The organism is Zoogloea ramigera (genome assembly GCF_006539865.1).
GTDB lineage: Bacteria > Pseudomonadota > Gammaproteobacteria > Burkholderiales > Rhodocyclaceae > Zoogloea > Zoogloea ramigera.
Genome location: NZ_BJNV01000016.1, coordinates 1 through 25,305, shown reverse-complemented (window position 1 = coordinate 25,305; position 25,305 = coordinate 1). Strand labels below are relative to the sequence as shown.

The 25,305-nt window shown below is 66.2% G+C and carries 24 protein-coding genes; 15 read left to right on the top strand and 9 right to left on the bottom strand.

The window, feature by feature from the left end:
• Window positions 1-57: 57 nt before the first annotated feature.
• From ZRA01_RS07125 to ZRA01_RS07105, 5 genes are all read right to left on the bottom strand, one after another.
• Window positions 58-1,380 carry a restriction endonuclease subunit S gene (locus ZRA01_RS07125; protein ID WP_141350723.1) on the bottom strand — a complete coding sequence of 441 codons (1,323 nt, stop codon included), beginning with the start codon at window positions 1,378-1,380 and terminating at the stop codon, window positions 58-60.
• On the bottom strand, window positions 1,373-2,431 hold the full coding sequence (locus ZRA01_RS07120) for a PDDEXK nuclease domain-containing protein (RefSeq protein WP_141350721.1): 1,059 nt from the start codon (window positions 2,429-2,431) through the stop codon (window positions 1,373-1,375). Before ZRA01_RS07120 ends, ZRA01_RS07125 begins: the two co-directional genes overlap by 8 nt.
• Complete coding sequence (locus ZRA01_RS07115; RefSeq protein WP_141350719.1) at window positions 2,428-4,011, bottom strand: class I SAM-dependent DNA methyltransferase; 1,584 nt, start codon at window positions 4,009-4,011, stop codon at window positions 2,428-2,430. The genes ZRA01_RS07120 and ZRA01_RS07115 overlap by 4 nt, the downstream gene beginning before the upstream one ends.
• Before the next feature lie 17 nt (window positions 4,012-4,028).
• Entirely contained in the window at window positions 4,029-7,430 is a 3,402-nt protein-coding gene (gene hsdR / locus ZRA01_RS07110) for a type I restriction-modification system endonuclease (protein WP_141350716.1), read from the bottom strand.
• A gap of 177 nt (window positions 7,431-7,607) precedes the next feature.
• Window positions 7,608-8,051, bottom strand: a complete 444-nt coding sequence (locus ZRA01_RS07105) for a PaaI family thioesterase (protein WP_141350714.1) — start codon at window positions 8,049-8,051, stop codon at window positions 7,608-7,610.
• A gap of 96 nt (window positions 8,052-8,147) precedes the next feature.
• Here ZRA01_RS07105 and ZRA01_RS07100 point away from each other — a divergent pair, with 96 nt between their 5' ends.
• Both ZRA01_RS07100 and ZRA01_RS07095 read left to right on the top strand, forming a co-directional pair.
• Window positions 8,148-9,074, top strand: a complete 927-nt coding sequence (locus tag ZRA01_RS07100; protein ID WP_141350712.1) for a LysR substrate-binding domain-containing protein — start codon at window positions 8,148-8,150, stop codon at window positions 9,072-9,074.
• A 117-nt stretch (window positions 9,075-9,191) separates the two neighbouring features.
• Window positions 9,192-9,995, top strand: coding sequence for an alpha/beta fold hydrolase (locus ZRA01_RS07095; protein ID WP_141350710.1), 804 nt, complete (start codon window positions 9,192-9,194; stop codon window positions 9,993-9,995).
• A gap of 74 nt (window positions 9,996-10,069) precedes the next feature.
• On the opposite strand, the gene ZRA01_RS07090 is transcribed toward ZRA01_RS07095, so the two are convergent.
• Together ZRA01_RS07090 and ZRA01_RS07085 are read right to left on the bottom strand one after the other, a co-directional pair.
• Window positions 10,070-11,347 (bottom strand): FCSD flavin-binding domain-containing protein, encoded by a 1,278-nt coding sequence (locus ZRA01_RS07090; RefSeq protein WP_141350708.1) that lies wholly within the window; start codon window positions 11,345-11,347, stop codon window positions 10,070-10,072.
• A gap of 14 nt (window positions 11,348-11,361) precedes the next feature.
• Window positions 11,362-11,676 (bottom strand): c-type cytochrome, encoded by a 315-nt coding sequence (locus ZRA01_RS07085; RefSeq protein ID WP_141350706.1) that lies wholly within the window; start codon window positions 11,674-11,676, stop codon window positions 11,362-11,364.
• Window positions 11,677-11,970: 294 nt separating this feature from the next.
• Here ZRA01_RS07085 and soxC point away from each other — a divergent pair, with 294 nt between their 5' ends.
• From soxC to ZRA01_RS07040, 9 genes are all read left to right on the top strand, one after another.
• Window positions 11,971-13,317: a sulfite dehydrogenase gene (gene soxC, locus ZRA01_RS07080; RefSeq protein WP_141350704.1), complete on the top strand. Its 1,347-nt coding sequence runs from the start codon at window positions 11,971-11,973 to the stop codon at window positions 13,315-13,317.
• Window positions 13,301-14,380: a c-type cytochrome gene (locus ZRA01_RS07075; protein WP_141350702.1), complete on the top strand. Its 1,080-nt coding sequence runs from the start codon at window positions 13,301-13,303 to the stop codon at window positions 14,378-14,380. Before soxC ends, ZRA01_RS07075 begins: the two co-directional genes overlap by 17 nt.
• A 25-nt stretch (window positions 14,381-14,405) precedes the next feature.
• On the top strand, window positions 14,406-14,873 hold the full coding sequence (gene soxY, locus ZRA01_RS07070; protein ID WP_141350700.1) for a thiosulfate oxidation carrier protein SoxY: 468 nt from the start codon (window positions 14,406-14,408) through the stop codon (window positions 14,871-14,873).
• Between the two features lie 33 nt (window positions 14,874-14,906).
• Window positions 14,907-15,218: a thiosulfate oxidation carrier complex protein SoxZ gene (soxZ, locus tag ZRA01_RS07065; RefSeq protein WP_141350698.1), complete on the top strand. Its 312-nt coding sequence runs from the start codon at window positions 14,907-14,909 to the stop codon at window positions 15,216-15,218.
• Window positions 15,219-15,316: 98 nt separating this feature from the next.
• Window positions 15,317-16,123, top strand: a complete 807-nt coding sequence (soxA, locus tag ZRA01_RS07060; RefSeq protein ID WP_141350696.1) for a sulfur oxidation c-type cytochrome SoxA — start codon at window positions 15,317-15,319, stop codon at window positions 16,121-16,123.
• Window positions 16,124-16,139: 16 nt separating this feature from the next.
• On the top strand, window positions 16,140-16,790 hold the full coding sequence (gene soxX, locus ZRA01_RS07055; RefSeq protein WP_141350694.1) for a sulfur oxidation c-type cytochrome SoxX: 651 nt from the start codon (window positions 16,140-16,142) through the stop codon (window positions 16,788-16,790).
• 14 nt (window positions 16,791-16,804) lie between these two features.
• The gene (soxB, locus tag ZRA01_RS07050) at window positions 16,805-18,529 is read left to right on the top strand and encodes a thiosulfohydrolase SoxB (protein ID WP_141350692.1); all 1,725 of its coding nucleotides are present in this window, start codon (window positions 16,805-16,807) and stop codon (window positions 18,527-18,529) included.
• A gap of 11 nt (window positions 18,530-18,540) precedes the next feature.
• Complete coding sequence (locus ZRA01_RS07045) at window positions 18,541-19,512, top strand: MBL fold metallo-hydrolase (protein WP_141350690.1); 972 nt, start codon at window positions 18,541-18,543, stop codon at window positions 19,510-19,512.
• Between the two features lie 10 nt (window positions 19,513-19,522).
• Window positions 19,523-20,008 carry a thioredoxin fold domain-containing protein gene (locus ZRA01_RS07040; protein WP_141350688.1) on the top strand — a complete coding sequence of 162 codons (486 nt, stop codon included), beginning with the start codon at window positions 19,523-19,525 and terminating at the stop codon, window positions 20,006-20,008.
• A gap of 23 nt (window positions 20,009-20,031) precedes the next feature.
• On the opposite strand, the gene ZRA01_RS07035 is transcribed toward ZRA01_RS07040, so the two are convergent.
• A complete protein-coding gene (locus ZRA01_RS07035) occupies window positions 20,032-20,331 on the bottom strand; it encodes a cytochrome c (protein WP_218028670.1) in 300 nt (99 codons plus the stop codon).
• Between the two features lie 44 nt (window positions 20,332-20,375).
• Here ZRA01_RS07035 and ZRA01_RS07030 point away from each other — a divergent pair, with 44 nt between their 5' ends.
• From ZRA01_RS07030 to ZRA01_RS07015, 4 genes are all read left to right on the top strand, one after another.
• Window positions 20,376-20,978, top strand: a complete 603-nt coding sequence (locus ZRA01_RS07030; protein ID WP_218028669.1) for a rhodanese-like domain-containing protein — start codon at window positions 20,376-20,378, stop codon at window positions 20,976-20,978.
• 82 nt (window positions 20,979-21,060) lie between these two features.
• Entirely contained in the window at window positions 21,061-22,107 is a 1,047-nt protein-coding gene (locus ZRA01_RS07025; protein WP_141350686.1) for an amino acid ABC transporter substrate-binding protein, read from the top strand.
• A gap of 3 nt (window positions 22,108-22,110) precedes the next feature.
• Entirely contained in the window at window positions 22,111-23,070 is a 960-nt protein-coding gene (locus tag ZRA01_RS07020) for an ABC transporter permease subunit (RefSeq protein WP_141350684.1), read from the top strand.
• Window positions 23,067-24,125, top strand: a complete 1,059-nt coding sequence (locus tag ZRA01_RS07015; protein ID WP_141350682.1) for an amino acid ABC transporter permease — start codon at window positions 23,067-23,069, stop codon at window positions 24,123-24,125. The genes ZRA01_RS07020 and ZRA01_RS07015 overlap by 4 nt, the downstream gene beginning before the upstream one ends.
• Before the next feature lie 103 nt (window positions 24,126-24,228).
• On the opposite strand, the gene ZRA01_RS07010 is transcribed toward ZRA01_RS07015, so the two are convergent.
• Window positions 24,229-25,305 (bottom strand): HD-GYP domain-containing protein (locus ZRA01_RS07010; protein WP_141350680.1); only part of this gene is annotated, 1,077 nt, incomplete at its 5' end.

The following is a 25,305-nucleotide window of genomic DNA, read 5'->3' as shown; positions in this document are numbered from 1 at the left end:
AGATATTCCTAAAATTTTAGCAATACAGCTTACGGCAAAGACGTATTCTTTGTCCTGTCACGGCGTATTCAGTGCATTGATGCACTCTGGCAGCATATTGGCCAAATGATTATCGGGATCTTGCGGTACCAACTCGCCGCGAAAGGCTTTGGCCAGCAGTAGCGGGGTAAGGCGCTGGGCCTGGGCACAAGCGGCTTTGTAGCGGGCTTCGATGCGGTCGGCGAGTTTGAAGAAGGCATCAACGCGGCGGACGATTTCAGCTTGTTCCGCCAGCGACGGAAGTCGAAGCAACAAAGCTCGCAATTCCTCTGCGTTGAGATTGTTGACCCCGCTGGTGGATTTTGCTGTTCGCTCGATATGGCTACGCTGAGCCGGTGCAGACAAACACAACTGGATGAAAGCCGGCAACGCCCGAGATTGGTCAACCCTCAGACGCATGAGGTAGCCCGCGAAGAGCAGACCCGCCTCAGTGGTTGAGACAAGACTGGTTTTGCCTACTAATTCGACACTACCGTTGGAACGAATCACCAACAGGTCACCCTCACGTAACGCTAATTTTTCTATTTCCTTGCTATCGAACTCTGCACGCTTCAAATCACCAATATCTATGCGGCCATGATCAGCGATGTTTGGAATACGCAAGACACCCGTGCCGGTGGATGTGTATCCGCATTTTTTGGAGGTTCCGTAGCGTAGATCGACGGCGATTGAGCCAATAGTGGTCTCTCCCGAAGTGGCCCCGAGGTCATCACTATCAGTCAATTTCCCTGAAGTAGCTGCGGCCAGCACCGCCTGCCGAAACCGCTTGAGCAAAGCGGGAATGGCATCAAGGCGATCGTTGCAGGCCCGGACACGGGCGAGCAGTTTGTCGAGTTGGTCGGCGATGCGGGTTTGCTCGGCAACAGGTGCCAAAGGGATACGTGTCGCCGCTATGGCGGTTCGGCTCAATTCGATTTGATTCGTTGTGCCGTCGCACATCTCTTCGATTTTGCTTTGAACTACTGGCCCCTTTATCCAGTTATACAAGTAGCGCGCGTCAAGACCGGGAGCGGGCCTTACGATGGTGACGTGCGAATCCACCACCTTGGGCGGCACACAGTCTTTCTCGGTCACAAGATAGGCCCGCCCGACCGTGCCAGTCCCCGTGCTATTCCAAAGGATGTCTCCAGGCTCAATGTAACGAGCCTCATCCCAGGCCGCGAACTGCTCAGGGTGAATGAACTTCAGGTGCTCGAGCTGGAGCTGGTTCCAACGAATGCATTTCTGGTTGATAACCGGCAGCTCGCTATGCTCGACGTACTTGGGAGACTTTCCTCGCTGAATGTATTGGGTCAATTCACCTATGGTTGACCACGACCACGAGGTCGGAATTTCAATCATCCTCGCCCCCCTCCAACAAAACCCCCCGCCTCGCCAGCCGCTCCCGGGCCTCTACCAGTGCCGCGTGCAGGCGCTGCTCCAGTTCCGCCTTGGGCGGCAGTTCGGTCCAGTATTCGGCGACGGTGATGCCGTCCTTGTGCATCTGCAGCAACTCCACCTGTTCGCGGCTGGATTCGGCGCAGAGGATCAGGCCGATGGGAGTTTCTTCGCCGGGCTGGCGCTCAAATTTGTCCAGCCATTTGAGATAGAGCTCCATCTGGCCCTTGTGGGCGGCCTTGAAGCGGCCGAGCTTGAGCTCGATGGCGACCAGCCGGCGCAGGCGGCGGTGGAAGAAGAGGAGGTCGAGGTAGAAATCCTCGCCGTCGATGACCATGCGTTTCTGGCGCTCGACAAAGGCGAAGCCGCGGCCGAGTTCGAGGATGAAGGCTTCGAGCTGGCGCAGGATGGCGGTTTCGAGGTCTGCTTCGTCGTGTCCCTGGCGCAGGCCGAGGAAGTCGAGGAAGTACGGGTCCTTGAAGACGACGGCCGGGTTGGCTTCGGCTGTGCTCGGGGCGGGGAGCGCGGGGCCTTGTGCGCTGGCGATTTCACTGCGCTCGAAGGCCTTGCGTTCGATCTGCCGGTGCAGTTCGCGCACGCTCCAGCGCTCTGTCATGCACTGGCGGGCGTAGAAGTGGCGGGCGGGCTCGGTCTTGAGCGGCAGCAACTGCAGGAAGTGGGTCCAGCTCAATTGTCGCATCAGTGATGCGACAATTTCGGTGTCTGGAAAGGCCTGGGCAAACTGCACCATGCGGCGCAGGTTCTTGCTTTCGAAGCCGCGGCCGAACTCGCCGGCCAGGCGTTCGCCGAGGTGGTCCATCAACTGGGCGCCGTAGCGGGCGCGCTCGCCGCGCAGCACTTCGCTTGCCAGACGCTGGCCGATGCGCCAGTAGAGCCGCGTGAGTTCGGCATTGACCGTGGCCGCCAGGCGTTGGCGGCTGGCGGCGATCAGGTCGCGCAGCTCGCCATGCAGGGGGTCGAGCGGAGGTGCCAGGGTTGATGCCTGCTCGCTCATGCTGCGGCTCCGCTGTCGCTTTCGGCGTCGCCGGGCAGGATGTCGTCCAGCGCCAGATCGGGGTCTTCACCCAGTTCGTCGAGCAGGGCACGCAGTTCGGAGACGGCGGCGTTCAGTTCGCGCAGGGCGAGCCGGGCGACCAGGGCGGGCTCGTCGCGCTGGGCCTCGGCGGTTTCGGCGCTGTCGTCCTTGAGCCAGCTGATGTCCAGGTTGTCACCGCGGGCGGCAATCTGTTCGCGGGTGTATTTGCGCCAGCGGCCGGTTTCGCCGGTGTCCACGCGGCGGGCCAGTGCCTTGGGGCCGCCCTGAGGGTCGTCGCCGAAGACGTCCTCGAACTTGTCGCGCGGGGTATCGGCGGGGGCATCGGCCGGGGTGCGGAAATAGTCGCGGCTGAAGGGGGTGCGCTTGCCGAACTGGGGCATGTTGGCGCGCATGTCGTAGACCCAGACTTCGCGGGTGTTGCCCTTGTCCGTCTCGCCGCGGGTGAAGAACAGCACGTTGGTCTTGACGCCCTGGGCGTAGAAGATGCCGGTGGGCAGGCGCAGGATGGTGTGCAGATTGCACTTGTCCATCAGGTCGCGGCGGATGTCGGTGCCGACGTTGCTTTCAAAAAGCACGTTGTCGGGCAGGACCACGGCCGCACGGCCACCGGGTTTGAGGGCACGGTAGATGTGCTGCAGGAAGGCAAACTGCTTGTTGCTGGTGACATGGGTGAGGTCGCCGCGGGTGGGCAGGCCGCCGCCCTTCTTGGTGCCGAAGGGGGGATTGGACAGGACCAGCGTCGCCGGGGGGAGCTGCTTGTAGTCGTCGCTCAGGGTGTCACCGTAGGCAACGCCGCCCTCGATGCCGTGCAGCATCATGTTCATCAATGCCAGCCGGTGGGTGTCCTGCACCAGCTCCATGCCGTGGAAGGTGGCATGGCGATAGCGGCGCTGGGTGGCGTCGTCGAGGCTGTCGAAGTCGTTGTGGCGGCGCAGGTAATTGTTGGCGGCGATCAGAAATCCGCAGGTGCCAGCTGCCGGGTCCTGGATCACGTCGGTGAGTTGCGGCTTCATCACGGCAACGATGCTGTCGATCAGGTGACGGGGGGTGAAGTACTGCCCTGCGCCGCTCTTCTTCTCGCCGGCGTTGCGCTCCAGCAGGTCTTCGTAGAGGTCGCCCAGATCGTCGCGGTCGACGCTGTACCAGTCCAGCGCGTCAATGTCTGTCACCAGCTTGCTGAGTGTGGCGGGCTTGGTGATGAAGGTGTTGGCATTGGCGTACACCTCCTGCACCGCGCCGCGGCCGTGCAAACCGTAATCCAGCAGCATTTCCTTGTAGGTGTCCAGGCGCTCGGGGGCGGAGGCGTTGAGCAGGTCGTCCCAGCGGGTGCCGGCTTGTTCGACCGGGGCTTCGTTTTTTTTCGGCCGCTTCCAGACCTTGAGCCGATCCTCCCGGCCGGTCTCCTTCATCATCTTGAGGAACAGCAGGTAAGTGAGCTCGCTGAGGTACTGGTGGTAGGTCACCCCGTCGTCGCGCAGCACGTGGCAGAGCGACCAGAGTTTTGCGCCGATATCGATTGCGGCTGTGCGGTTGGTCATGGCGTTGAAGACGGGTCTTACGCAGATTGGGGTTGAGCGGCCCAAAGCGCGTCATTGAATGCGGCCAGCACGGGCTGGAGCTGGCCGTTGAAGATCTTGTCGAGTCGATTGAAACCGCCGCCCTCGCGTTTGAAGATGAGGTCGGGGTCGTCGAGCGCGGCGCAGTCTACCAGCACGTTGGCCCGGGTTTGGGCTGCGATGCGCTTGAGCCAGTCCCGTTGCGGTATGCTCCAGGGCATGCCGCCGGGCGGATGAGCCAGCAGGTGCTGCAGCGCGCGGTCGACCCGCTCGCTGTAGGGCAGCAAGGGGTCGCCAATCGCGGCCTGGCGGATGTAGCCGACGATGCGGGCGGCGATGTCCTGGTTGGTGAGTTCGCGCCAGGCGGTGGCGAGGCGGGTTTCGGTGAAGCCGGCGGTGTCGAGCGCCAGCACCAGCTCGCGCAACTGGGCGCGGGTCAGGTCACGCGGTCGGGTGAGCACGGTAAGCAAGGCGGGGATTTCGTTGCCGTGGCTCTTGAGGTAGTCGCCGAACTCGCGCAGGTAGTCTTCCGGTTTGTGCGCCTTGCCATAGCCGCGCTCGGTACGCTCGAAGCGGTCCGGGTGATCGGAGACATACATGGTGCGGGGCGTGCCGCCGGATTGACGGTCGAGCAGTTCGCCCAGGCCGGGATGCCGGATGAACCAGTTGGTCACGTCGGCCAGCGGCAAGGCTTTCAGCTTCACGATGAGATCCTGTGGCGCCATGCCCGCCATGGCTTCGAAAGCCTGGCAATCCTGCGCCGACAGGTGGCGCTTCTTGCGCTGCAGCTTGGCGAGAAACTGGTCGCGCGCCAACGCGGCGGCTGCGGCGTCCTTGAGGGTGGCGAGTTCCTGGGCGAGCTGGGCAAAGCCGATCTTGGGATTGACGACCACCGGCTGCATGGCGGTCATGTTTCCAAGGGCCTCAAAGATGCGCACGGCGTCGAAGACACGGAAGGATTCTTTATCCTCGGCGCCGCCGAAGTCGCACAGGCGGGTGGCACGCCCGAGCATCTGGTCGAACAGGATGCGGCTGCTCACCTGACGCAGGAAGACCAGGTTGCAGATCTCGGGGACGTCGACGCCGGTGGTCAGCAGGTCCACGGTGACCGCGACATTGGGCTGGCGCTCGTTCTTGTAGCGACGGATCAATTGCAGGGGCTTGTCGGCAGCGCCGGTGATCTTGATCACTGCGTCGTCGTCAACGCTGCCGTATTGCTTGTTGAAGGCGTGCTTGAGCAGGTCAACCACCAGATCGGCATGGCTGTCGCTGACGCAGTAGATCAGTGTCTTGCGGCGTGACGCCGGGTCCAGCTCCTGGGCCAGATAGTCACAGACGGCTTCGTTGAAGGCCCGGGTGATGACCTTGCGGTTGAAGTCCTCGACCTTGAGCCTGATCTCGTCGGGCGCCTTGAAGAGCTCGATCTGCTGGCGACCGGTGTCATAGACCTTGACCTGCTCGCCGACCCGCCAGGTCATGCCCTGGGTGGACAGCTCGGTATAAATTTGCACCGGCGGTTCGTAATCCACCAGGTAGCCGTCGATCACCGCTTCGCGGTAGCCGTAGGTGTAGGCCGGCGCGCCGAAAATCTGCGTGGTGTGCAGCGCGGGGGTTGCGGTGAGGCCGATCTTGACCGCGTCGAAGTAGTCGAGAATGCGCCGGTACTTGGAAATGTAGTCGTCGTAGCCACGGAAACTCAGTTCGGTTTCCGATAGCTCGCGGTCGAGCAGATAGCCGCGATGGCATTCATCGACGACGATGCAGTCGTATTGGTCGATCGGTGGCGGAGTGCCATCTTCCGCCGTATAAAGAACACGCTGCACCATGCCCTGCACGGTGGCGATATGCACGGCGGTGTCGCCGTCCGGTTGCGGATGCTCCAGCTCCTTGATGCCGAAGATGTCGGCGAAGGTCTGCAGCTTCTCCATGCGCGTGTCCTTGAACGCGTTGGCCGCCTGTTCGCCGAGGGCAGAGCGATCGACCAGGAACAGGATGCGGCGAAAACGCCGGGCCTTGAGCAGGCGGTAGATGAGCGCGATGCAGGTTTTCGTTTTGCCGGTACCGGTGGCCATGGCCAGCAGGATGGCGCGCTGGCCGTCACCGATGGCTGCCTCGGCAGCGCGGATGGCTCGCTCCTGATAGGGGCGCAAGGGGAAGCCATAGCCGAAGGTGGTGCGATCGAGTTCGGCATGCGCCTGGGCCGGGTTTTGCAGCAGCAGCGCCTTGAGACCTTCGGGCGTGTACCAGCCGTCCAAGGCGTGGCTCAGGTTTTCCGGGCAGCGCAGGTCACAGAACCAGACACCGCTTTGCTGCGCCAACTGGCGCAGGTAAGGACGGCCGTTGGACGAAAAGGCGAATGGCACGCGAAAAGCACCATCGGTGCCATAGTTGCCCGGCGGCAGCTCGGTTTCGGGCGATGGTTTGAAACCACGGCTGTAGCGCTTTGCCTGTTGCAAGGCGGCGGAAACATCGAGGTGTTTGCGCTTGGCTTCGACAACCGCGACCGGCTGCAGACCAATGAACAGCACGTAGTCTGCCAGCCCGGTTTCGGTTGGCCACTCGGCGATCGCCATATCCTGGCCGCGTTGTGGCCGGGCGCCCGCGCTGAAGGTCAGGTGGGTTGAATCAACGGCCCAGCCGGCAGCAGCAAGCTGTTCGTCGATGATCTTGCGGGTATCGGCTTCGCTCAATTCGAGCGTGGTCGCGGCGCGGTTGGCTGCCTCGACCAGTCGCGCCGCAGCCTGCTGCGGCTGGGCACTGGCCTGCGCCTGAATCGCCTCCAGACGCTGCGCCAGTTCATGTTTGGCCGTCTCGGCCTCGGCGGCCATCGTTTCCCAGATGGCGCGCTCTTCTTCCGATTGCTGCACACGTGCCTGCAACGCCAGGCTTGCATCCTGATGGGCGGCACGGAAAGCGTCCAGCTCCTGCTGCAGGGCCTCAAGTTCTGGTTTGAGCCCGAAGCCTTGATCAGCCGATGCTTGCGGCGGAATGAAGGGGCCGGACTTGAACCCAGGATCCTTGAAGGTACGATGAAGCCAGACACCCAACTGCCAGGCCAGGCGCATCGCCATCAGGGCGGCACGATGGTTTCCTGCAAGATTGTGATTTGCGTCGTTGCCAGCTTTGCGAATTTCGTGGAATAGCCCGCCGACTTCACGGGGCAAGATGCCGTGGTCTTGGAGGCGACGCAGCAGATCGATCTGCTTTTCATTCGCCGAAGCATACATGCCGACTCGTGAAGCCACCGCCTGGGCCATGCCCTCGGCGAGTTGGCGAAGCTTGATGAGACAGGTATTCGGGTCATCGGCGAAGTATCGCTCGGCGAGCAAACCCAATCGCTCAAGCTGCTCGTCGTGAGCCTTGAGCTGGGAAAAATTGCTTTGACAGCGAACACTGGGCATGGATGGCCACTACCGGATTCAAGGAGATCAGGGGTACCGATACTACAGCCATTGATACCCATTTCACCTGGTCGACCCCTCAAACACGGCACGCGTGACGCATCCACGGGCAACGGGCCACCAGCGCCTCGCGGGCCCGTTGGGTGCCAGCCAGCTTTAGCGGTCGATCGCGGCCTTTTACTTCTCGCCCTTGCCGTGCATCACCATGATGGTCTGCTGCATCAGCGCGCACAGGGTTTCCTTGCCGTCCTTGACGGCGAAGACCTGGGCCTGGGTGACGATCAGGGTGCGGCCGGCGCGCACCACCTCGCCGCGGGCGATGAGCTTCTCGCCATCAGCCGGGGCCATCAGGTTCATCTTGAACTCGACGGTGAGCACCGAGGCGTTGGCCGGTACCGTGGTCATCGCGGCGTAGCCGGCCGCCGAGTCGGCGATCATGCCGACCACGCCGCCATGCACGAAGCCGTGCTGCTGCTCGACGCCCTGCCAGTGGGGCAGGTGGATCTCGGTACGGCCCTGCTCGACCACGGGCAAGGTGGCCTGGATGAGGTGCATCGCGTGCTGCCGCGCAAAGCTGGCACGGACGCGCTCGACGAAATGGGGGTCGGCAATGGGGGCCATGCTCGATGTCTCCGGGGTGGGGTGGGTGACTGCATTAGAATTCATGGATCGGCGCCGTTCAAGCGAGTTTTCGGGCGCTTCACATGAGCACAAAGAATGTCAGTTCCGCTTGCCAGGATTCCCTCGATCGAGCTCCTGCGTGGCTTTGTCGCCGTGGGGCGGCGCATGAGCATCACCCTCGCCGCGCAGGATCTGTTCCTCACCCAGTCGGCGGTGAGCCGGCAGATCCACGGGCTGGAGTCGGCCCTGGGGATCAAGCTGTTCGAGCGGGCCCACCGCGCGATCCACTTCACCCCCGAAGGCGAGCGGCTGTTTTTGGTGGCTGACAGCGCGATGCAGCAGCTGCAGGACACCCTCGGCGCGCTCCAGGCCAGCCGGGCCGGCCCCCGCCCCGTCACGCTGACGGCCAGCATCTCGTTCGTCGGCCTGTGGCTGCTGCCCCGCCTGCCGAGCTTCCAGCAGCAGCACCCCGAGGTCGAGGTGCGCCTGTCGGCCAACAACAACATCGTCGACCTGCGCCAGGAGGGGCTCGACATGGCGATCCGCTATTGCGCTGCCGACGCCATGCCGGCCGGTGCCCGGCGGCTGTTCGGCGAGACGGTCTTCCCGGTGGCCCACCCCAGCCTCGGCATCGCCCGGCTCGATGCGCCGGAGATCATCGCGCGCTCGGTGCTGCTCGAGTTCGAGGGCGACACATCGCCCTGGTGGCGCTGGGACGCCTGGCTGGAGATGCAGGGCTGGGCCGGCGTCAAGCCGAAGGGCGTGATCCGCTTCAACCTGTTCGACCAGATGATCCACGCCGCCATCGCTGGCCAGGGCATCGCCCTCGGGCGGAGCCAGTTCATCCGCCCGATGCTGAGCGACGGCCGGCTGGTGCGGCTGGCGACGCCTCGGCCCGGCCCCAGCTCGAACAAGCTGTTCTGCCTGCTCCAGCGCGACCCGGCGCCATCCGCCGAAACACAGGCGCTGATCGACTGGATCATCGCCGAAGCGCAGCTCACCGACGCACTGCTGGAGGCGTGAGGCGGCCGCCCGGGCGCAGCGGGGTATTGACGTGAACGTCAACGCACGGTCGAATGTGGGCCGACATCATTCGCCCCGCGGGCAGCCCGCTCCATCCGGGAAGCCCCCCCTGCACGCATGAACACACAAAACCAACATCCAGCGGTTCAAGACGCCTGGGTCGACGGCCACGGCGGCCGTCTCTTTGCCCGTGTCTGGTCGCCCGCGGCGGCCACAGGCCGGGCGCCGATCATCCTGCTGCACGATTCCCTCGGCAGCGTCGAGCTGTGGCGGGGGTTTCCGGCGGCGCTGTGCGCGGCCACCGGCAGGCAGGTGGTGGCCTATGATCGCCTCGGCTTCGGCAAGTCGGACGCGCACCCGGGCAAGCTGGCGCTGGGCTTCGTGGCCAGCGAGGCCGAGCACGACTTTGCGGCCGTCCGGCAACAGCTGGGCATCGGGCGCTTCGTGGTGTTCGGCCACAGCGTCGGCGGCGGCATGGCGGTAAATTGCGCAGCCCACTGCGGCGACGCCTGCGTGGCGCTGATCACCGAATCCGCCCAGACCTTCGTTGAAGACCGGACGGTGCAGGGCATCGAGGAGGCCCGGGAGCTCTTCAAGGACGCGGGCCAGTTCGAACGCCTGAAGCGATACCACGGAGACAGGACGCGCTGGGTGCTCGACGCCTGGATCGGCTCGTGGCTGCACCCGGATTTCGCCGGGTGGTCCCTCGCCCCTGCCCTGCCCCGCGTGCAGTGCCCCGCCCTGGTGATCCACGGCATCGACGACGAGTACGGCTCGCCCAAGCATCCGCGGCAGATCGCCGAGGCCGTCGGCGGCGGCGCCCGGCTCGAGATCATGGCCGACACCCGCCACGTCCCCCACCGGGAGAAGGAGGCGGAAGTGATCGAACTCGTCCGCGATTTCGTGGCGACGCTGGGCTGAAGCGCCCAAAATAATCGGGCCACCCGCGGGTGGCCCGGTGTGCTGGCGGCAAAGCGCTGCAAGAAGCTGCCGGATCAGACCAGCATGTCGGCCCAGATGTTCTTCGCCCAGGCCAGGGCGAACTTGGCTTCGAGCTCGTTGGCCGCCATCGACACGCCGCCCGCCCCCGGCACCGGCAGCACGACCTTCTTGGCTGCGTCGTACTGGTGCACCGAGGCCACGTGGATGACGTTCTTCGAGTCGACGAAGCTGTAGCAGGTGTTCATCACCACCGGCGTCAGGTTGGGCGCCTCGCCGGCCAGCAGGCGCAGGATGGCCGCCGCCGCCACCTTGGCGTGCTGGTTGGCCATGTGGCCCGACTTGGGCATGGTCGGCGCCGGGAAGATCGCGTCGCCGAGCACATGCACGCCCGGGGTGTTCACCGACTCGTAGGTGAGCCAGTCGATGTCCACCCAGCGGTTGTTGATGAGCTTGAGGCCCGATTTTGCAGCGATGTCGCCGGCGCGCTGGGGCGGCACCACGTTGAGCACGTCGGCCTTGACCTTGTCGAACTCGAGGATCGCCGTGCGGTTGGCGGCGTCGACCTCGCGCAGCTCGCTGTTGGGGCGGTATTCGAGGATGCCGGCGTACTTCTCGAAGGCCTTGGTGAACAGCGCCTTCTTGGAGGTGATCTCCTCGTTGGCGTCGAGCACCAGCACCTTGGACTTCGGCTTGGCCTTCTTGAAGTAGTTGGCCACCAGGCAGGCCCGCTCGTAGGGCCCCGGCGGGCAGCGGTAGGGCGCCTTGGGGATGGCCAGCGCATACACGCCGCCGTCCGGCATGTCCTCGAGCTGCTTGCGCAGCGCCACCGTCTGCTCGCCGGCCTTCCAGGCGTGGAGCACGCTGTGGCGCGCGTCGTCGGTCTCGAGGCCGGGGGTCTGGTCGAACATGAACTCGATGCCCGGCGACAGCACCAGCCGGTCATAACCCAGCACGCCGCCCGAGGCCAGGGTGAGCTTGCGGGCGCCGGCGTCGAGGCCGACCACGGTGTCCTGCAGCAGCTTCACGCCCCAGGTGTTGCGCAGGCCGTCGTAGCCCATGGTGATGTCGGCCATCGTCTTGTCGCCACCAATCACCAGGTTGGAGATGGGGCACGAGATGAACTGCGGGTTGCGCTCGACGAGGGTCACATCCACACCCAGGTCGCTCCACATGCGCAGGTACTTGGCCACCGTGGCGCCGCCGTAGCCGCCACCCACCACCACCACGTGGCCGCGGGGCCGCGAGCCCATGGCGCAGCCCGTGAGGCTGGGCAGCGCCAGCGTGCCGGCGGCCAGGCCGGCCGTCTTGAGAAAATCGCGTCGATTCAGCATGGTGTTGTCTCCGCTCACTTTTGAGCGGCGAAGTACGCCGCGACGAGTTCGAGTTGTGCTTCGGTATAGCCCTTCGAGATCTGGTGCATGATCGTCGCGGGCTTGGCGCCGGAGCGGAAATCCCTGAGCTTCTGCATGAGTTTGTCCTTGGGGACACCGGCCAGCTCCTCGTTGCCGGCACTCTGCACCGCCCGCCCATTGGTGCCGTGACAGTTGGCGCAGGTGGCCGCCAGGTTGCGGGCCAGATCGGGGTCGGGCCGGGCTTCCGCCTGGGCCACACCGAGGGTGCCGAGCAGGCAGATGCCGGCCATCCATTGCGAGACTTTCATTCCTACTCCTCCTGAGTTCCGCCGTGGCGGTGACCAAACTGGGGCTTCTTTTTTATTGTTTTCCGGCAAAGATTACCTGGACAAGCCGGTCGAAGCATCAAGAACGCAATTTTATGTCATAACCTGTGTCAACTACCCATTTCGTGCACTGCACCAATATTAGTAATTGACTATATAAGTCTATGGTTATAAATTGCTTCAAATCAAGGGGGCCGACAAAGCTTTCAGGCTAAGCGCACAGACGCAGCGAAAACCCCGCCGATATCGACACCTGGAACGAGGGAGACAACCCAGATGGCTGAGCACCCGACCCACCGGGGGCGGATTCGTCCTGCGCCCGAAAACTTCCTGAGCGAGGCGGATATCGCTGCCGTCAAGGAAGGCCGGCGTGATTTCCTGCGCAAGGCACTCATCACCGCCTCCGCTGCGGTGGCGGCACCGGGCCTTGCCCGCGCCGCCGAAGGCGACCCCAATATCCTCACCCTGCCGCCCTGGACGACCAGCCTGGGCCAGGCCGTCGCCGCCCACCCCTACGGCCTGCCGTCACAATACGAAAAGGGCCTGCAGCGCCGCGAGTCGCCGGGCCTCACGCGGATGCCCCAGGTTTCGGTGGCGTTCACGCCGCTGCAGGGCCTGTTCGGCATCATCACCCCGTCGGGCCTGCACTTCGAGCGCCACCACCAGGGCTGGAGCGACATCGACCCGTCGCGCCACCGCCTGATGGTGCATGGCACCGACGAAGGCTTCGTGAAGCAGCCCAAGGTTTACACCATGGACGACATCCTGCGCCTGCCGCCGGTGTCGCGGATGCACTTCATCGAATGCGGCGCCAACACCGGCATGGAGTGGGGCAACGTGGCGGTGCCCACCGTGCAGTACAGCCACGGCATGCTGTCGTGCTCCGAGTTCACCGGCGTACCCCTGCGCCTGTTGCTGGAAGACTGCGGCGTCGACTGGAAAAAGGCCAAATACGTGCTGGCCGAGGGCGCCGATGGCTCGTCGATGACCCGCACGATCCCCATCGAACTCGTGCAGTCCGACGAGGTGCTGGTGGCCTACGGCCAGAACGGCGAGATGCTGCGCCCCGAAAACGGCTACCCGCTGCGCCTGGTGGTGCCCGGCGTGCAGGGCGTGAGCTGGGTCAAGTGGCTGCGCCGCATCGAGGTGGGCGACCAGCCCTGGGCCACCAAGGACGAGGCGATCCACTACATCGACCTGATGCCCGACGGCCGCCACCGCCAGTACACCTCCACCCAGGAGTGCAAGTCGGTGATCACCACCCCGTCGGGCGGGCAGCTGCTCCTCGACAAGGGCTTCTACAACATCTCCGGCCTGGCCTGGTCCGGGCGCGGCAAGATCAAGCGGGTGGATGTATCCACCGACGGCGGCGTCAACTGGCGCCCCGCCCGCATCGAAGGCCCGGTGCTCTCCAAGTGCCTGACCCGCTTCAACATCGACTGGGCGTGGGACGGCAAGCCGGCGGTCCTGCAGTCCCGCGCGGTGGACGAGACCGGCTACGTGCAGCCCGCCTACGGCCAGCTGCGCGCGGTGCGCGGCACCAAGTCGATCTATCACAACAACGCCATCCAGTCTTGGAAGGTCGTCGAAAGCGGGGAGGTGAGCAATGTCCAGGTTCTCTAAAGCCACTCTGGCGGCCGCCCTGGCGATCGGGCTGGCGGGCGGCGTCACCGGTGCGCTGGCCGACGGCAAGTACAGCGGCGTCGGCCGCGCGGCCACACCGGCCGAGATCCACGCCTGGGACATCGACGTGCGCCCCGACTTCAAGGGCCTGCGCCCAGGCCGCGGCAGCGTCGCCCAGGGCGAGGAAGTCTGGGAGGCCAAGTGCGCCTCCTGCCACGGCAGCTTCGGCGAGTCCAACGAGGTGCACACCCCGCTGATCGGCGGCACCACGAAGGACGACATCAAAACCGGCCGCGTCGCCTCGCTGGCCAAGGGCGACGCACCCCAGCGCACCGCGATCATGAAGGTGGCCACGGTGTCCACACTGTTCGACTACATCAACCGGGCGATGCCGCTCACCGCGCCGAAGTCGCTCAGCAACGACGAGGTGTACGGGCTGGTGGCCTACCTGCTCAACCAGGCCGAGGTGGTGCCCGCCGACTTCACCCTCAGCGACAAGAACATCGCCGAGGCCCAGGCCCGCATGCCCAACCGCAACGGCATGAACACCGACCACGGCATGTGGCCGGGCGCCTCGGCTGCCAGGGACGGCATCGGCAACGGCGGCAAGCCCGACGTCAAGAACACCGCCTGCATGAGCCACTGCAAGACCGAGGTGAAGATCGCCTCGCTCCTGCCGGTGTATGCCGAGGCCGCCCACGGCAACATCGCCGAGCAGAACCGGCCTGTCGGCCCGGTGCGTGGCAAGGACACCAGCGGCAAGGCAGCGGCCCCGGCTGCCGCCGCACCGCTGAGCGAAAACGCCGCGGCCACCAAGCTCGCCGCCGATAACGGCTGCATGGCCTGCCACGGCACGGCCAACAAGATCGTCGGCCCCGGCTACAACGAGGTCGCCGCCAAGTACAAGGGCCAGGCCGACGCCGAATCGAAGCTCGTCGCCAAGCTCAAGGCCGGCGGCCAGGGCGTGTGGGGCGCCATCCCGATGCCCGCGCAAACCCAGCTGAAGGACGAGGACGCCCGCCGCCTCGTCAAGTGGATCCTTTCTGGCGCCAAGGCGCAGTAACCCGATCACCCAAGGAGAGAGACACATGAACCTGCAACGCCGTGAAGCACTCAAGGCTGGCGGAGGCCTCGGCCTCTTCGGCCTCCTGGCCGCCGCCGGCCTGATCACCCCGGGCCAGGCCCGCGCCGAATGGAACAAGTCGGCCTTCGACGCCAAGACCATCGAGGAGACCCTCAAGGCCCTCGGCGCCAGTGCGCCGGCCAACTCGGCCGATGTGCAGATCACCGCCCCCGACATCGCTGAAAACGGCGCCGTGGTGCCGGTGGGCGTGGTGTCGGCGCTGGCCGGCGTCGAGGCCATCGCGATCCTCATCGAGAAGAACCCCAACCCGCTGGCCGCCAGCTTCATGCTGCCCGCCGGCACCGAGGCCGCGGTGCAGACCCGGGTCAAGATGGGCCAGACCTCCGACGTCTATGCGCTGGTCAAGGTTGGCGGCCAGTTCCTGATGACCAAGAAGGAAATCAAGGTCACCCTCGGCGGCTGTGGCGGCTGAGCCCGCGCGAATCGAACAAGGAGAGAAAAGAAAATGGCAGATCCGATGAAGATTCGCGCCAGCGCGAAAGAAGGCATCACCGAAGTGAAGATCCTGATGAGCCACGAGATGGAGACCGGCCAGCGCAAGGACACCGCCGGCGCCCTGATCCCGGCCCACTTCATCACCGAGGTGAGCGCCGAGCACAACGGCAAACAGGTGCTGGCGGCGCAGTTCGGCACCGCGGTGTCGAAGAACCCCTACCTGGCCTTCAAGTTCAAGGGCGGCGCCAAGGGCGACAAGCTGGCGGTGACCTGGATGGACAACAAGGGCGACAAGCGGACCGACGAAGTCCAGATCGCCTGACGCCCGCGGCGGGGGCGCCCTGCCCTCGCCCGTGCAATCCGCTGCCCCCAAGACCGCCGCGAAGACGGCAGCAGCACCCCACAAAGGAGGAGACATACATGCATAGCATCGTGCATGCGGCGCTGGCCGCCGCCACGGTCGGGCTGGCCGGCGCCGCGCTGGCCCAGGGCTCGACGATGGACGATATCGCCAAATACCGCGAGATGCTGGCCGACGGCAACCCGGCCGAGCTGCTCGAAGCCAAGGGCGAGGATCTCTGGAAGAAAGCCCGCGGCCCGAAAAACGCCAGCCTGGAGCAATGCGACATGGGCCTCGGCCCCGGCAAGCTCGAAGGCGCCTACGCCCAGCTGCCGCGCTACTTCGCCGACACCAAAAAGGTGATGGACGCCGAATCGCGGGTGGTGCACTGCATGGTTACCTTGCAGGGCTTCAAGGAAGAAGACGTCACCAAAAACTGGTTCTCGAAGCCCGGCCGTGATTCCGACATCGAGGCCCTGGTCACCTACATCGGCGCCAAGTCGAACGGCGAGAAGATCAACGTGCCGGCCCGCCACCCCGAGGAAGCCCGCATGGCCAAGATCGGCGAGCAGATCTTCTACCGCCGCAGCGGCCCGCAGGATTTCTCCTGCGCCATCTGCCACGGCCAGGAGGGCAAGCGCATCCGCCTGCAGGAGCTCGGCAACCTCACCACCCAGGCCGGCGCCGGCACCGCGATGGGCAACTGGCCGTCGTACCGCGTCTCCCAGGGCGCCGTATGGACGATGCAGCGCCGCCTGATCGACTGCATGCGCCAGGCCCGCTGGCCCGAACCCAAGTACCTGTCCGACTCCGTCATCGCCCTCGAGGTCTTCCTCCAGAAGACCGCCAGCGGCACGGTGATGCAGACCCCCGGCATCAAACGCTGACCAAAGGACGAGCGCCATGACCAGAACCATCGCCCGCATCGCCCTGGCCGCCGCAGGCCTCGCCCTGCTCCCCGGCTTCGCTCAGGCCCAGAAGAACGCCCCGAACAACGACATCACCGCCCAGGCCGAACAGGTCTTCCGCAGCTCCTTCCGCGCCGACAACCCCAAATACTGGATGACCCGCCTCGACCAAGACGAGGCCATGCGCCTGTGCAGCCAGTACCGCGACAACCCGCCGGCCAAGCTGCGCGCGCAGATCGAGAAGGCCCAGATGGCCACCATCCGCTATCCGGTCGAAGGCAAGCTGATCGGCGACTGGAAGGAAGGCGAGAAGCTCGCCGCCGTCGGCACCGGCGGCCACATCGGCTTCATCCAGCCCGATCCGCCGGGCCGCCTGCGCGGCGGCAACTGCTACGCCTGCCATCAGCTGGCCAAAAAAGAGGTCGCCTACGGCACCATCGGCCCCAGCCTGCACCATTTCGGCAAGCTGCGCGGCACCAGTGACGAGATCGTCAAATACACCTACGACAAGATCTACAACTCCAACGCCTTCACCGCGTGCACCAACATGCCCCGCTTCGGGCTGCACAGCTGGCTGACGCCGGAGCAGATCACCCACATCGTCGCCTTCCTGGTCGATCCCGAATCGCCCGTGAACAAAGACTGAACGGAGAGCTCCGCATGTCCATGAACCGCCGGGATTTCCTCCAGGTGCTGGCCGTCGCCGCGGCCGGCGGCCTGTCGCTGCACAGCAACCCGTCCGAGGCCGCCAGGGCCGCCGGGCGCATGTACGAGCTGCCGCGCTTCGGCCAGGTCAGCCTGCTGCACATGACCGACTGCCACGCCCAGCTGCTGCCGATCCACTTCCGCGAGCCGGACGTGAACCTCGGCATCGGCAGCATGGCCGGCCAGGTGCCGCACCTGGTGGGCGAGAAGCTGCTGCGCCACTTCGGCATCCGCCCGGGCACGCCCGAGGCCCACGCCTTCACCTACCTCGACTTCGTGAAGGCCGCCAAGACCTACGGCAAGGTCGGCGGCTTCGCCCACCTGGCCACGCTGGTCAAGCAGCTCAAGGCCAGCCGGCCGGGCGCGCTGCTGCTGGATGGCGGCGACACCTGGCAGGGCTCCGGCCTCAGCCTGTGGACCAAGGCCCAGGACATGGTCGATGCCTGCAAGCTGCTGGGCGTGGACGTGATGACCCTGCACTGGGAAGCCACCTACGGCGAGGCGCGGGTCAAGGAGATCGAGGAGAACGACTTCAAGGGCAGCGTCGACATCGTTGCCCAGAACATCAAGACCGCCGACTTCGGCGACCCGGTGTTCAAGCCCTACGTGATCCGCAACATCAACGGCGTGCCGGTGGCCATCGTCGGCCAGGCCTTCCCCTACACGCCCATCGCCAACCCGCGCTGGCAGGTGCCCAACTGGAGCTACGGCATCCAGGACGACAACCTGCAAAAAGTCGTCGACGAAGCCCGCGCCGCCGGCGCCCAGGTGGTGGTGGTGCTGTCCCACAACGGCATGGACGTGGACCTGAAAATGGCCAGCCGCGTGCGCGGCGTGGACGCCATCCTCGGCGGCCACACCCACGACGGCGTGCCGGCGCCGGTGGTGGTCAAGAACGCCGGCGGCCAGACGCTCGTCACCAACGCCGGCTCCAACGGCAAGTACCTCGGCGTACTCGACCTGGACGTGAAGGGCGGCAAGGTGGTGGACTTCCGCTACAAGCTGCTGCCGGTCTTCGCCAACCTGATCCCCGCCGACCCGGCGATGGACGCGCTGATCAAAAAAATGCGCGACCCCTTCGAGGACAAGCTGAACGAGAAGCTCGCCGTCACCGAGGGCCTGCTGTATCGCCGCGGCAACTTCAACGGCGCCTGGGACCAGCTGCTCCTCGACGCGCTGCTGGCCGAGAAGAACGCCGAGATCGCCTTCTCTCCGGGCTTCCGCTGGGGCACGTCGCTCCTGCCGGGCGACACGATCCGCATGGAACACCTGCTCGACCAGACCGCAATCACCTACCCGTGGACCACGGTATCGATGATGACCGGCGAGCAGATCAAGACCGTGCTCGAGGACGTCTGCGACAACCTCTTCAACCCCGACCCGTATTACCAGCAGGGCGGCGACATGGTGCGGGTGGGCGGCCTGCAGTACGTGTGCGATCCCAACGCCCGGATGGGCGCCCGCATCACCGACATGCGCCTCGCCGGCAAACCGCTGGACGCCGGCAAGACTTACAAGGTGGCCGGCTGGGCGCCGGTGTCCGAAGAGGCCAGCAAGGCCGGCGGCGAGCCGGTGTGGGACCTTGTCGCCCGCTACCTCAAGGCCCAGAAGGTGATCCGCCCGCGGGCCCTAAACCTGCCCACCCTGAAGGGCATGGCAGGCAACCCCGGCATGGTCTGAGGAGACTTACGATGACCCGCGGCAAGTTCTTATTTGTTCCCTGGCTGCGGGTCATCGCCACCCTCGCCATCCTCGCAACCCTGTTGCCGACGGCCCGGGCCGGGGAGCAGAACCTCAAACCCGTCCGCGTCTCCGACCACGTCTGGTACGTGCAGGGCGACAGCGGCATGGCCTCGGCGGCCAACCAGGGCTTCAACTCGAATGCCGGCTTCGTGGTGACCCGCGACAGCGTGATCGTCATCGACGCCCTCGGCACGCCGCCCCTCGGCGAGGCACTGGTGGTGGCGATCCGCCAGGTGAGCGACAAGCCGATCCGCCGGGTGATTCTCACCCACTACCACGCCGACCACTTCTACGGCCTGGCCGCCTTCAAGGCCGCCGGCGCCGAGGTGTGGGCCCACCGGGCCGGCCGCGAATACTTCACCAGCGGCGAAGCCGCCGCCCGCCTCGCCCAGCGCCGCACAGACCTCTTCCCGTGGGTGGACGAGCACACCCGCCTCATCGAGGCCGACCGCTGGCTGGACGGCGACACCCGCTTCGAGGCCGGCGGCCTGCACTTCCGGGTCAGCTTCCTCGGCCCCGCCCATTCGTCCGAAGACCTGCTGGTGAGCGTCGACGAAGACGGCGTGGTGTTCTGCGGCGACATCCTGTTTGCCGGCCGCATCCCCTTCGTGGGCAGCGCCGACAGCAAACGCTGGCTGGCCGCCATCGACGTGCTGGCCGGGCTCAAGCCGAAGATCCTGGTCACCGGCCACGGCGCCCACTCCACCAACGCCGGCGCCGACCTCACACTCACCCGCGACTACCTGCTGTACCTGCGCGAGCAGATGGGCAAGGCCGTCGACGAGATGACGCCCTTCGAGGAAGCCTACGCCCGCACCGACTGGCGCCGCTTCAGCAAGGTGCCGGCCTTCGAGGCCGCCAACCGCATCAACGCCTACGGCACCTATCTCACACTGGAGCGTGAGTCCCTCGCCAAGTAAGCTGAACACCATGTTCGCCCGCCTGAGCGCCCGGATTGTTGCGCTGACTGCCGCGCTGCTGCTCGCCACCCACACCGCGGCGGCGGGCCCGCCGGCAGCGCTGCAAAGCAGCCTCCACGAAGCCGGCGGCCGGCCCGACCTGCTCTACGTGGTGCTGTTCAGCCTGCCCGACTGCCCCTATTGTGTCGCGGTGCGCCAGGCCTACCTGCCCGCCCTGCCCGACGACCCGCGCTTTGGCGAGCGGGTGCGCATCCGCGAGGTGGGCATCGGCAGCACAAAACAGCTCGTCGATTTCGACGGCCAGAAAGCCAGCCACGCCGACGTGGCCCGGCGCCTGAAGGTAAAGTTTGCGCCCACCGTGCTGTTTCTCGACGCTGGCGGCCAGCCCCGCGCCGAGCCCCTGCTGGGCGGCGACAGCGTGGGCTTTTACGGCGGCTACCTGGAGAAGCGCGTCATGCAGGCCCTCGAGGCGATCCCCAGGGCGCGCCGGGATTGAGGCCGGGCCAGCCGGCGGATCGGTCAGAATTTGTAGTAGCGGTGGTTGAGCCAGGCCACGACGTGTTCCTCGTCCTCGGGAAACCAGCCGGTCTTGAGCTGGCTGCTGCAGAAGCTCACCTGGGCGCCGAGCTGCGGCAGCGTCTTGACCCGGCGCGAATCGCGCAGGTAGATCTTCGAGCCATCGCCGCCCACCAGGCGCTGGTGGCAGGCGGAGCAGTTCTTCTCGGTGACCATCTTTTCGCCGAGCGCCGGGTCGCTCGCCCAGGCCGCGCCAGCCAGCAGGCCGACGGCGAGGGGCAGCAGGGTTTTCATTTTCATCATCAGCCTCTCTGAAGGTTGAACCGAACGAGTCTTACGGAGGAAGTATGAAACATTTTGCCGCCGGCGCCATGCTCGCGCTCTTCGCGCTGGGTCTACCGGCACAGGGTTTGGCCGGAGACGTTGACCCGGCCAGCGTGCCCGAGATCAAGCGCTCGAAGCTCCAGCTCTACCTCACGCCCCAGGATGCCTACGAGATCATGCGCAAGGACGCCGCGCACACCCTCTTCCTCGACGTGCGCACCCGGGCCGAGGCGATGTACGTGGGCATGCCCACCATGGCCGACGGCCTGGTGCCCTACGTGGAACACCAGGAGCTGATGACCGACTGGGACGAGCGGCGCCACATGTACCAGCTGATGGCCAACAGCGACTTCCTGCCCGAAGCCGAGAGCCGCCTGAAGGCCAAGGGCCTCACCAAGGCCGACCGGGTGATCCTGATCTGCCGCTCCGGCGACCGCAGCGCCCGCGCCGCCGACCTGCTGGCCAACGCCGGCTACACGCAGGTGTACAGCATCACCGACGGCTTCGAAGGCGACGCGGCCAAGGACGGCCCCCAGGCCGGCCAGCGCATCGTGAACGGCTGGAAGAACGCCGGCCTGCCCTGGACCTACAAGCTGGAAAAGCAAAAGATGTACTTCCCGCGCTGAAGCCCGCTCGCCCTGCTGCTTTGCACCAAGGGGCCGAAGCCCGCTAAGCTACAGCCCTCATTGGTGTTTCCTGCTGCCCATCATGTACCGACTCGTTCCTTCCCCGACTGCCCGCGCCCGCCTGGGCGCCGTGGCCATCGCCGCCCTCGCCTGCCTCGCGCCCCCGGCCCACGCCGGCAAGACGCTGGACGGCATCAAGTCCCGGGGCCAGCTGGCCTGCGGCGTGAGCACCGGCGTGATCGGCTTCGCCGCCGCCGACAGCCAGGGGCACTGGCGTGGGCTTGATGTGGACGTCTGCCGCGCCATCGCCGCTGCCGTGCTCGGCGACGCCAACAAGGTGCGCTGGGTGCCCCTCAGCGCCCAGCAGCGCTTCACAGCCCTCCAGTCGGGCGAGGTGGACATCCTGTCCCGCAACACCACCTGGAGCCTCACCCGCGACGCCGCCCTCGGGCTGCACTTTGCCGGGGTCACCTACTACGATGGCCAGGGCTTCATGGTCGCCAAAAAGTCGAAGGTGAGCAGCGCCAAACAGCTGAAGAACGCCGAGATCTGCGTGCAGTCGGGCACCACCACCGAAAAGAACATGTCCGACTACTTCCGCGCCCAGGGCATCAAGGTGAAGCCGGTGGTCTTCGACAAGTTCGAGCCTTCCATCAAGGCCTTCTTCAGCGGGCGCTGCCAGGCCTACACCACCGACGCCTCGGCGCTGGCTTTCATCCGCGCCAAGGAAGCCCCCAACGCCGACGACTACACGGTGCTGCCCGAGATCATCTCGAAGGAGCCTCTGGCGCCGGCCGTGCGGCGCGGTGACGACGAATGGTTCGCGATCGTCAAATGGACGGTGAATGCCCTGATCGAGGCCGAGGAGCTGGGCATCACCCAGGCCCGCGTCGACGGCCTCAAGGCTTCGCCCGACCCAGCCATCCAGCGCTTCCTGGGGGTCGGCGAAGACCTGGGCAAGAGCCTCGGCCTCGACCGCGAGTGGGCCGCCCGGGCCGTCAAGGCGGTGGGCAACTACGGCGAGATCTTCAACCGCAACGTGGGGGCCGATTCGCCCCTCAAGCTGCCCCGCGGCCTCAACGCCCTGTGGAACAAGGGCGGCATCCTGTACGCCCAGCCGCTGCGCTGAGCGATGACGCCCCGCAACACCGCAAGGCTGGCCCAGGCGCTGATCCTGGCGGCCTTCCTCGGGCTGGCCGCGCTGCTGGCCGTGACGACCGCCGAGCACCTCGCCCAGCGCGGCATCCGCAGCGGCTTCGACTTCTTGCTCGAGCCGGCCGGCTTTGCGCTGGGTGAGAGCCTGCTCGCCTTCGAGCCCGAGGACACTACGCTGCGCGCTTTCGCCGCCGGGCTGGCGAACACCCTGCGGGTGGCGGTGCCCGGCGTGCTGCTGGCCCTCGCGGTCGGCGTCCTCACCGGCTTCGCCCGGATGGGCGACAACCCGCTCGTGCGCGGGCTGGCGAGCGCCGCCATCGACGTATTCCGCAATGTGCCGCTGTTGCTGCAGTTGCTGGCCTGGTATTTCATCCTCACCGACCTGCTGCCGGCGGCCGACGCGGCGCTGCGGCTCGGCCCTGGCGTTTATCTCAGCAAGTCCGGGCTGGCCCTGCCGTGGTGGGGTGAACAGGGCTTCGAGCCCCCAGAGATTGCCGGTTTCGGCATCGAGGGCGGGGCCCGCCTGACCCCGGAATACCTGGCGATGCTGCTCGGCCTGGTGCTCTACAGCGCGGCCTACATCGCCGAAACCCTGCGCGCCGCCGTTGAGGCGCTGCCCCCGGGCCAGCGCCTCGCCGCGCTGGCGATGGGCATGACGCCGCGTCAGGCCTTCCTGCTAGTGCTGCTGCCCCAGGCCTGGCGTGCCGCGCTGCCGCCCGTCACGAGCCAGCTCCTCAACCTGTTCAAGAACGCCTCGCTGGCGGTCGCCATCGGCTACCCGGATCTCGTCTCGGTGGCCGGTACCAGCCTCAACCAGACCGGCCGCGCCATCGAGTGCCTGTCGATCGTGATCGCCGTGTATCTGCTGCTGTCGCTTGCCGCGGCTGCGCTCAGCCACCGCCTCGAGGCCCGCAGCCTGCGGGGCACCCCACGATGATCAGCTCCCGCCTGCGGCAGCTGTTCGGCGACCCGCTCAATGCCATGCTTAGCCTCGGCGTGCTCGCCGTCGCCCTGGTGTGCCTGCCACCGCTCATCCGCTGGGGACTGGTGAACGCCGTCTTCCAGCCCGACCCAGCCGCCTGCGAGGCCGCCCAGGGCCAGGGAGCGTGCTGGGGGGTGGTGGCCGAAAAGGCCCGCTTCATCCTGCTCGGCCGCTACCCGGCCGAGGCGCTTTGGCGCCCGCTACTGGCCGCCGGGCTGATTGCCGGCAGCTGGCTCGTGGCGGCCTTTGCCCGGCTCTCCGGCGGCAAGCTGGCGGGCTTGCTGGCCCTGGCTCCGCTGGCCGCGCTGGCGCTGCTCGGCGGCGGATTTGCCGGCCTCGATAGCGTACCCACCGAACTGTGGGGCGGCCTGCCCCTCACGCTGCTCCTGACCACGGCGGGCATGGCGGGTGCGTTGCCCCTCGGGGTCGCCGTGGCCAATGGGCGGCGCTCGCAGCTGCCGGTGCTGCGGGGCATCCTCACCGGCTACGTCGAGCTGGCCCGGGGCATCCCGCTGGTTGCGGCGCTCTTCGTGGCGTCGTTTCTGCTGCCGCTGTTCTTTCCGGACGGCATGGCGCTCGACATGCTGTGGCGGGTGCTGATCGCCATTGTGCTGTTCGCCGCCGCCTATCTGTCGGAAATCATCCGGGGCGGGCTGCAGGCGATTCCGCCCGGCCAGCTGGACGCCGCCGCCGCCCTCGGCTTCACGCCCTGGCAGGCCCAGCGGCATGTGGTGCTGCCCCAGGTGCTGGGGGCCGTCGCACCTTCGCTGGCCAACAGTGCGATTGCCTTGTTCAAGGACACCTCCCTGGTCACCATCGTGAGCCTTTATGAGCTCACCGGCTCGCTCGGCCTCGCCCTCGCCGGCGACCCGCAGTGGCGCCCGTTCTACCTGGAGGCGTGGATATTTCTGGCGGCAACGTACTGGGTTGGCTGCGCGCTGCTGGCCCGGCTCAGCCGTCAACTGGAATACGCCCACCCCCGGCGGCAAGGCCACCAAACCCGCCTCTGAGCGCCCGCCAGGGCCGGGCTCCGAGCCCGTCCCCCGTGGAAACGCGGGGCAGCCCTGAGTTTCCTTGAGAGGCCGCCCGGACGCTGCGGGGCGGAAAACGGGCTTACTCGCCTTCGGGTTCGTCCCGGAAGTTCTGGGCGATCTCGGCAAACTTGGCCGCAACCGACTCGAGGGCATCCACGATGTCCGGGTCGAAATGCCGCCCACGCTCGACCAGCATCATCTGGATCGCCTCTTCGTGGGGAATCGGCTGCTTGTAAACCCGGCGGGAGATCAGCGCATCGTAGACGTCGGCAATCGCCATCAGGCGCGCCGAGAGCGGGATGGCGTCGCCGGCGAAGCCCTGGGGATAGCCGCTGCCGTCCCAACGCTCATGGTGGCCATAGGCGATCTCGGCGGCGTACTGCAGGAAGGATGCGTCGGTGACGCCGCCGAGCGCGCTTTCGGCCTGCAGGATAGCGTTACGCCCGTATTCGCAATGCTGCTTCATCAAGACCCACTCGTCGGGCGTGAGCTTGCCCGGCTTGAGGAGGATCGCGTCCGGCGTGGCCACCTTGCCCACATCGTGGAGCGGCGCCGATTTGAAGAGCAGCTGAATCACCTCGTCGTCGAGCTGGTCGCGGAAGCGGGGGTGATCCTGCAGGGCCTCGGCAAGAATGCGCACATAGTGCTGGGTGCGGCGGATGTGATTGCCGGTCTCGTTGTCGCGGGCTTCGGCGAGGGCACAGAAGGCGGTGATGGTAGCCGCCTGGGCGGCGATCACCTCCTGCTTGCTGCTGACCAGGCGGCGGGCCTGGGCGCTGATTTCGGCGGTACGTTCGGCCACCAGCAGTTCGAGGTCGGCGTTGCGCCGCTCGAGCGCCCGAGTGGCCCGGGACAGGGCCAGGTGGGTGCGCACCCGTGCCCGCACGACCGGCGGCGAAATCGGCTTGTGGATGAAGTCTTCGGCGCCCAGCTCCAGCCCCCGCTCCTCGTCCTCCGGGCGGTCAAGCCCGGTGAGGAAGAGAACCGGAATGGTGCGCGTGGATTCGGACGACTTGAGGCGGCGGCACACCTCGTAGCCGTCGATCTCGGGCATCATCACGTCCAGCAGGATCAGGTCGGCGCGCCCGCCCCCGTTCAGGTAACGCAGCGCCTCTCGGCCGTTGACGGCCGGGTGCACGTCATAGACATCAGACAA

What these genes read in the sequence shown, in the direction of transcription:
- ZRA01_RS07115 (WP_141350719.1), bottom strand. Translation starts at nt 4,011, where the DNA reads ATGACCAACCGCACAGCCGCAATCGATATCGGCGCAAAACTCTGGTCG.
- ZRA01_RS07035 (WP_218028670.1), bottom strand. Translation starts at nt 20,331, where the DNA reads ATGATGAAAATGAAAACCCTGCTGCCCCTCGCCGTCGGCCTGCTGGCT.
- ZRA01_RS07045 (WP_141350690.1), top strand. Translation starts at nt 18,541, where the DNA reads ATGACCCGCGGCAAGTTCTTATTTGTTCCCTGGCTGCGGGTCATCGCC.
- soxZ (WP_141350698.1), top strand. Translation starts at nt 14,907, where the DNA reads ATGGCAGATCCGATGAAGATTCGCGCCAGCGCGAAAGAAGGCATCACC.
- hsdR (WP_141350716.1), bottom strand. Translation starts at nt 7,430, where the DNA reads ATGCCCAGTGTTCGCTGTCAAAGCAATTTTTCCCAGCTCAAGGCTCAC.
- ZRA01_RS07095 (WP_141350710.1), top strand. Translation starts at nt 9,192, where the DNA reads ATGAACACACAAAACCAACATCCAGCGGTTCAAGACGCCTGGGTCGAC.
- soxY (WP_141350700.1), top strand. Translation starts at nt 14,406, where the DNA reads ATGAACCTGCAACGCCGTGAAGCACTCAAGGCTGGCGGAGGCCTCGGC.
- ZRA01_RS07025 (WP_141350686.1), top strand. Translation starts at nt 21,061, where the DNA reads ATGTACCGACTCGTTCCTTCCCCGACTGCCCGCGCCCGCCTGGGCGCC.
- ZRA01_RS07020 (WP_141350684.1), top strand. Translation starts at nt 22,111, where the DNA reads ATGACGCCCCGCAACACCGCAAGGCTGGCCCAGGCGCTGATCCTGGCG.
- soxC (WP_141350704.1), top strand. Translation starts at nt 11,971, where the DNA reads ATGGCTGAGCACCCGACCCACCGGGGGCGGATTCGTCCTGCGCCCGAA.
- ZRA01_RS07105 (WP_141350714.1), bottom strand. Translation starts at nt 8,051, where the DNA reads ATGGCCCCCATTGCCGACCCCCATTTCGTCGAGCGCGTCCGTGCCAGC.
- soxB (WP_141350692.1), top strand. Translation starts at nt 16,805, where the DNA reads ATGTCCATGAACCGCCGGGATTTCCTCCAGGTGCTGGCCGTCGCCGCG.
- ZRA01_RS07120 (WP_141350721.1), bottom strand. Translation starts at nt 2,431, where the DNA reads ATGAGCGAGCAGGCATCAACCCTGGCACCTCCGCTCGACCCCCTGCAT.
- ZRA01_RS07030 (WP_218028669.1), top strand. Translation starts at nt 20,376, where the DNA reads ATGAAACATTTTGCCGCCGGCGCCATGCTCGCGCTCTTCGCGCTGGGT.
- ZRA01_RS07075 (WP_141350702.1), top strand. Translation starts at nt 13,301, where the DNA reads ATGTCCAGGTTCTCTAAAGCCACTCTGGCGGCCGCCCTGGCGATCGGG.
- ZRA01_RS07085 (WP_141350706.1), bottom strand. Translation starts at nt 11,676, where the DNA reads ATGAAAGTCTCGCAATGGATGGCCGGCATCTGCCTGCTCGGCACCCTC.
- soxA (WP_141350696.1), top strand. Translation starts at nt 15,317, where the DNA reads ATGCATAGCATCGTGCATGCGGCGCTGGCCGCCGCCACGGTCGGGCTG.
- ZRA01_RS07040 (WP_141350688.1), top strand. Translation starts at nt 19,523, where the DNA reads ATGTTCGCCCGCCTGAGCGCCCGGATTGTTGCGCTGACTGCCGCGCTG.
- soxX (WP_141350694.1), top strand. Translation starts at nt 16,140, where the DNA reads ATGACCAGAACCATCGCCCGCATCGCCCTGGCCGCCGCAGGCCTCGCC.
- ZRA01_RS07015 (WP_141350682.1), top strand. Translation starts at nt 23,067, where the DNA reads ATGATCAGCTCCCGCCTGCGGCAGCTGTTCGGCGACCCGCTCAATGCC.
- ZRA01_RS07090 (WP_141350708.1), bottom strand. Translation starts at nt 11,347, where the DNA reads ATGCTGAATCGACGCGATTTTCTCAAGACGGCCGGCCTGGCCGCCGGC.
- ZRA01_RS07100 (WP_141350712.1), top strand. Translation starts at nt 8,148, where the DNA reads ATGTCAGTTCCGCTTGCCAGGATTCCCTCGATCGAGCTCCTGCGTGGC.
- ZRA01_RS07125 (WP_141350723.1), bottom strand. Translation starts at nt 1,380, where the DNA reads ATGATTGAAATTCCGACCTCGTGGTCGTGGTCAACCATAGGTGAATTG.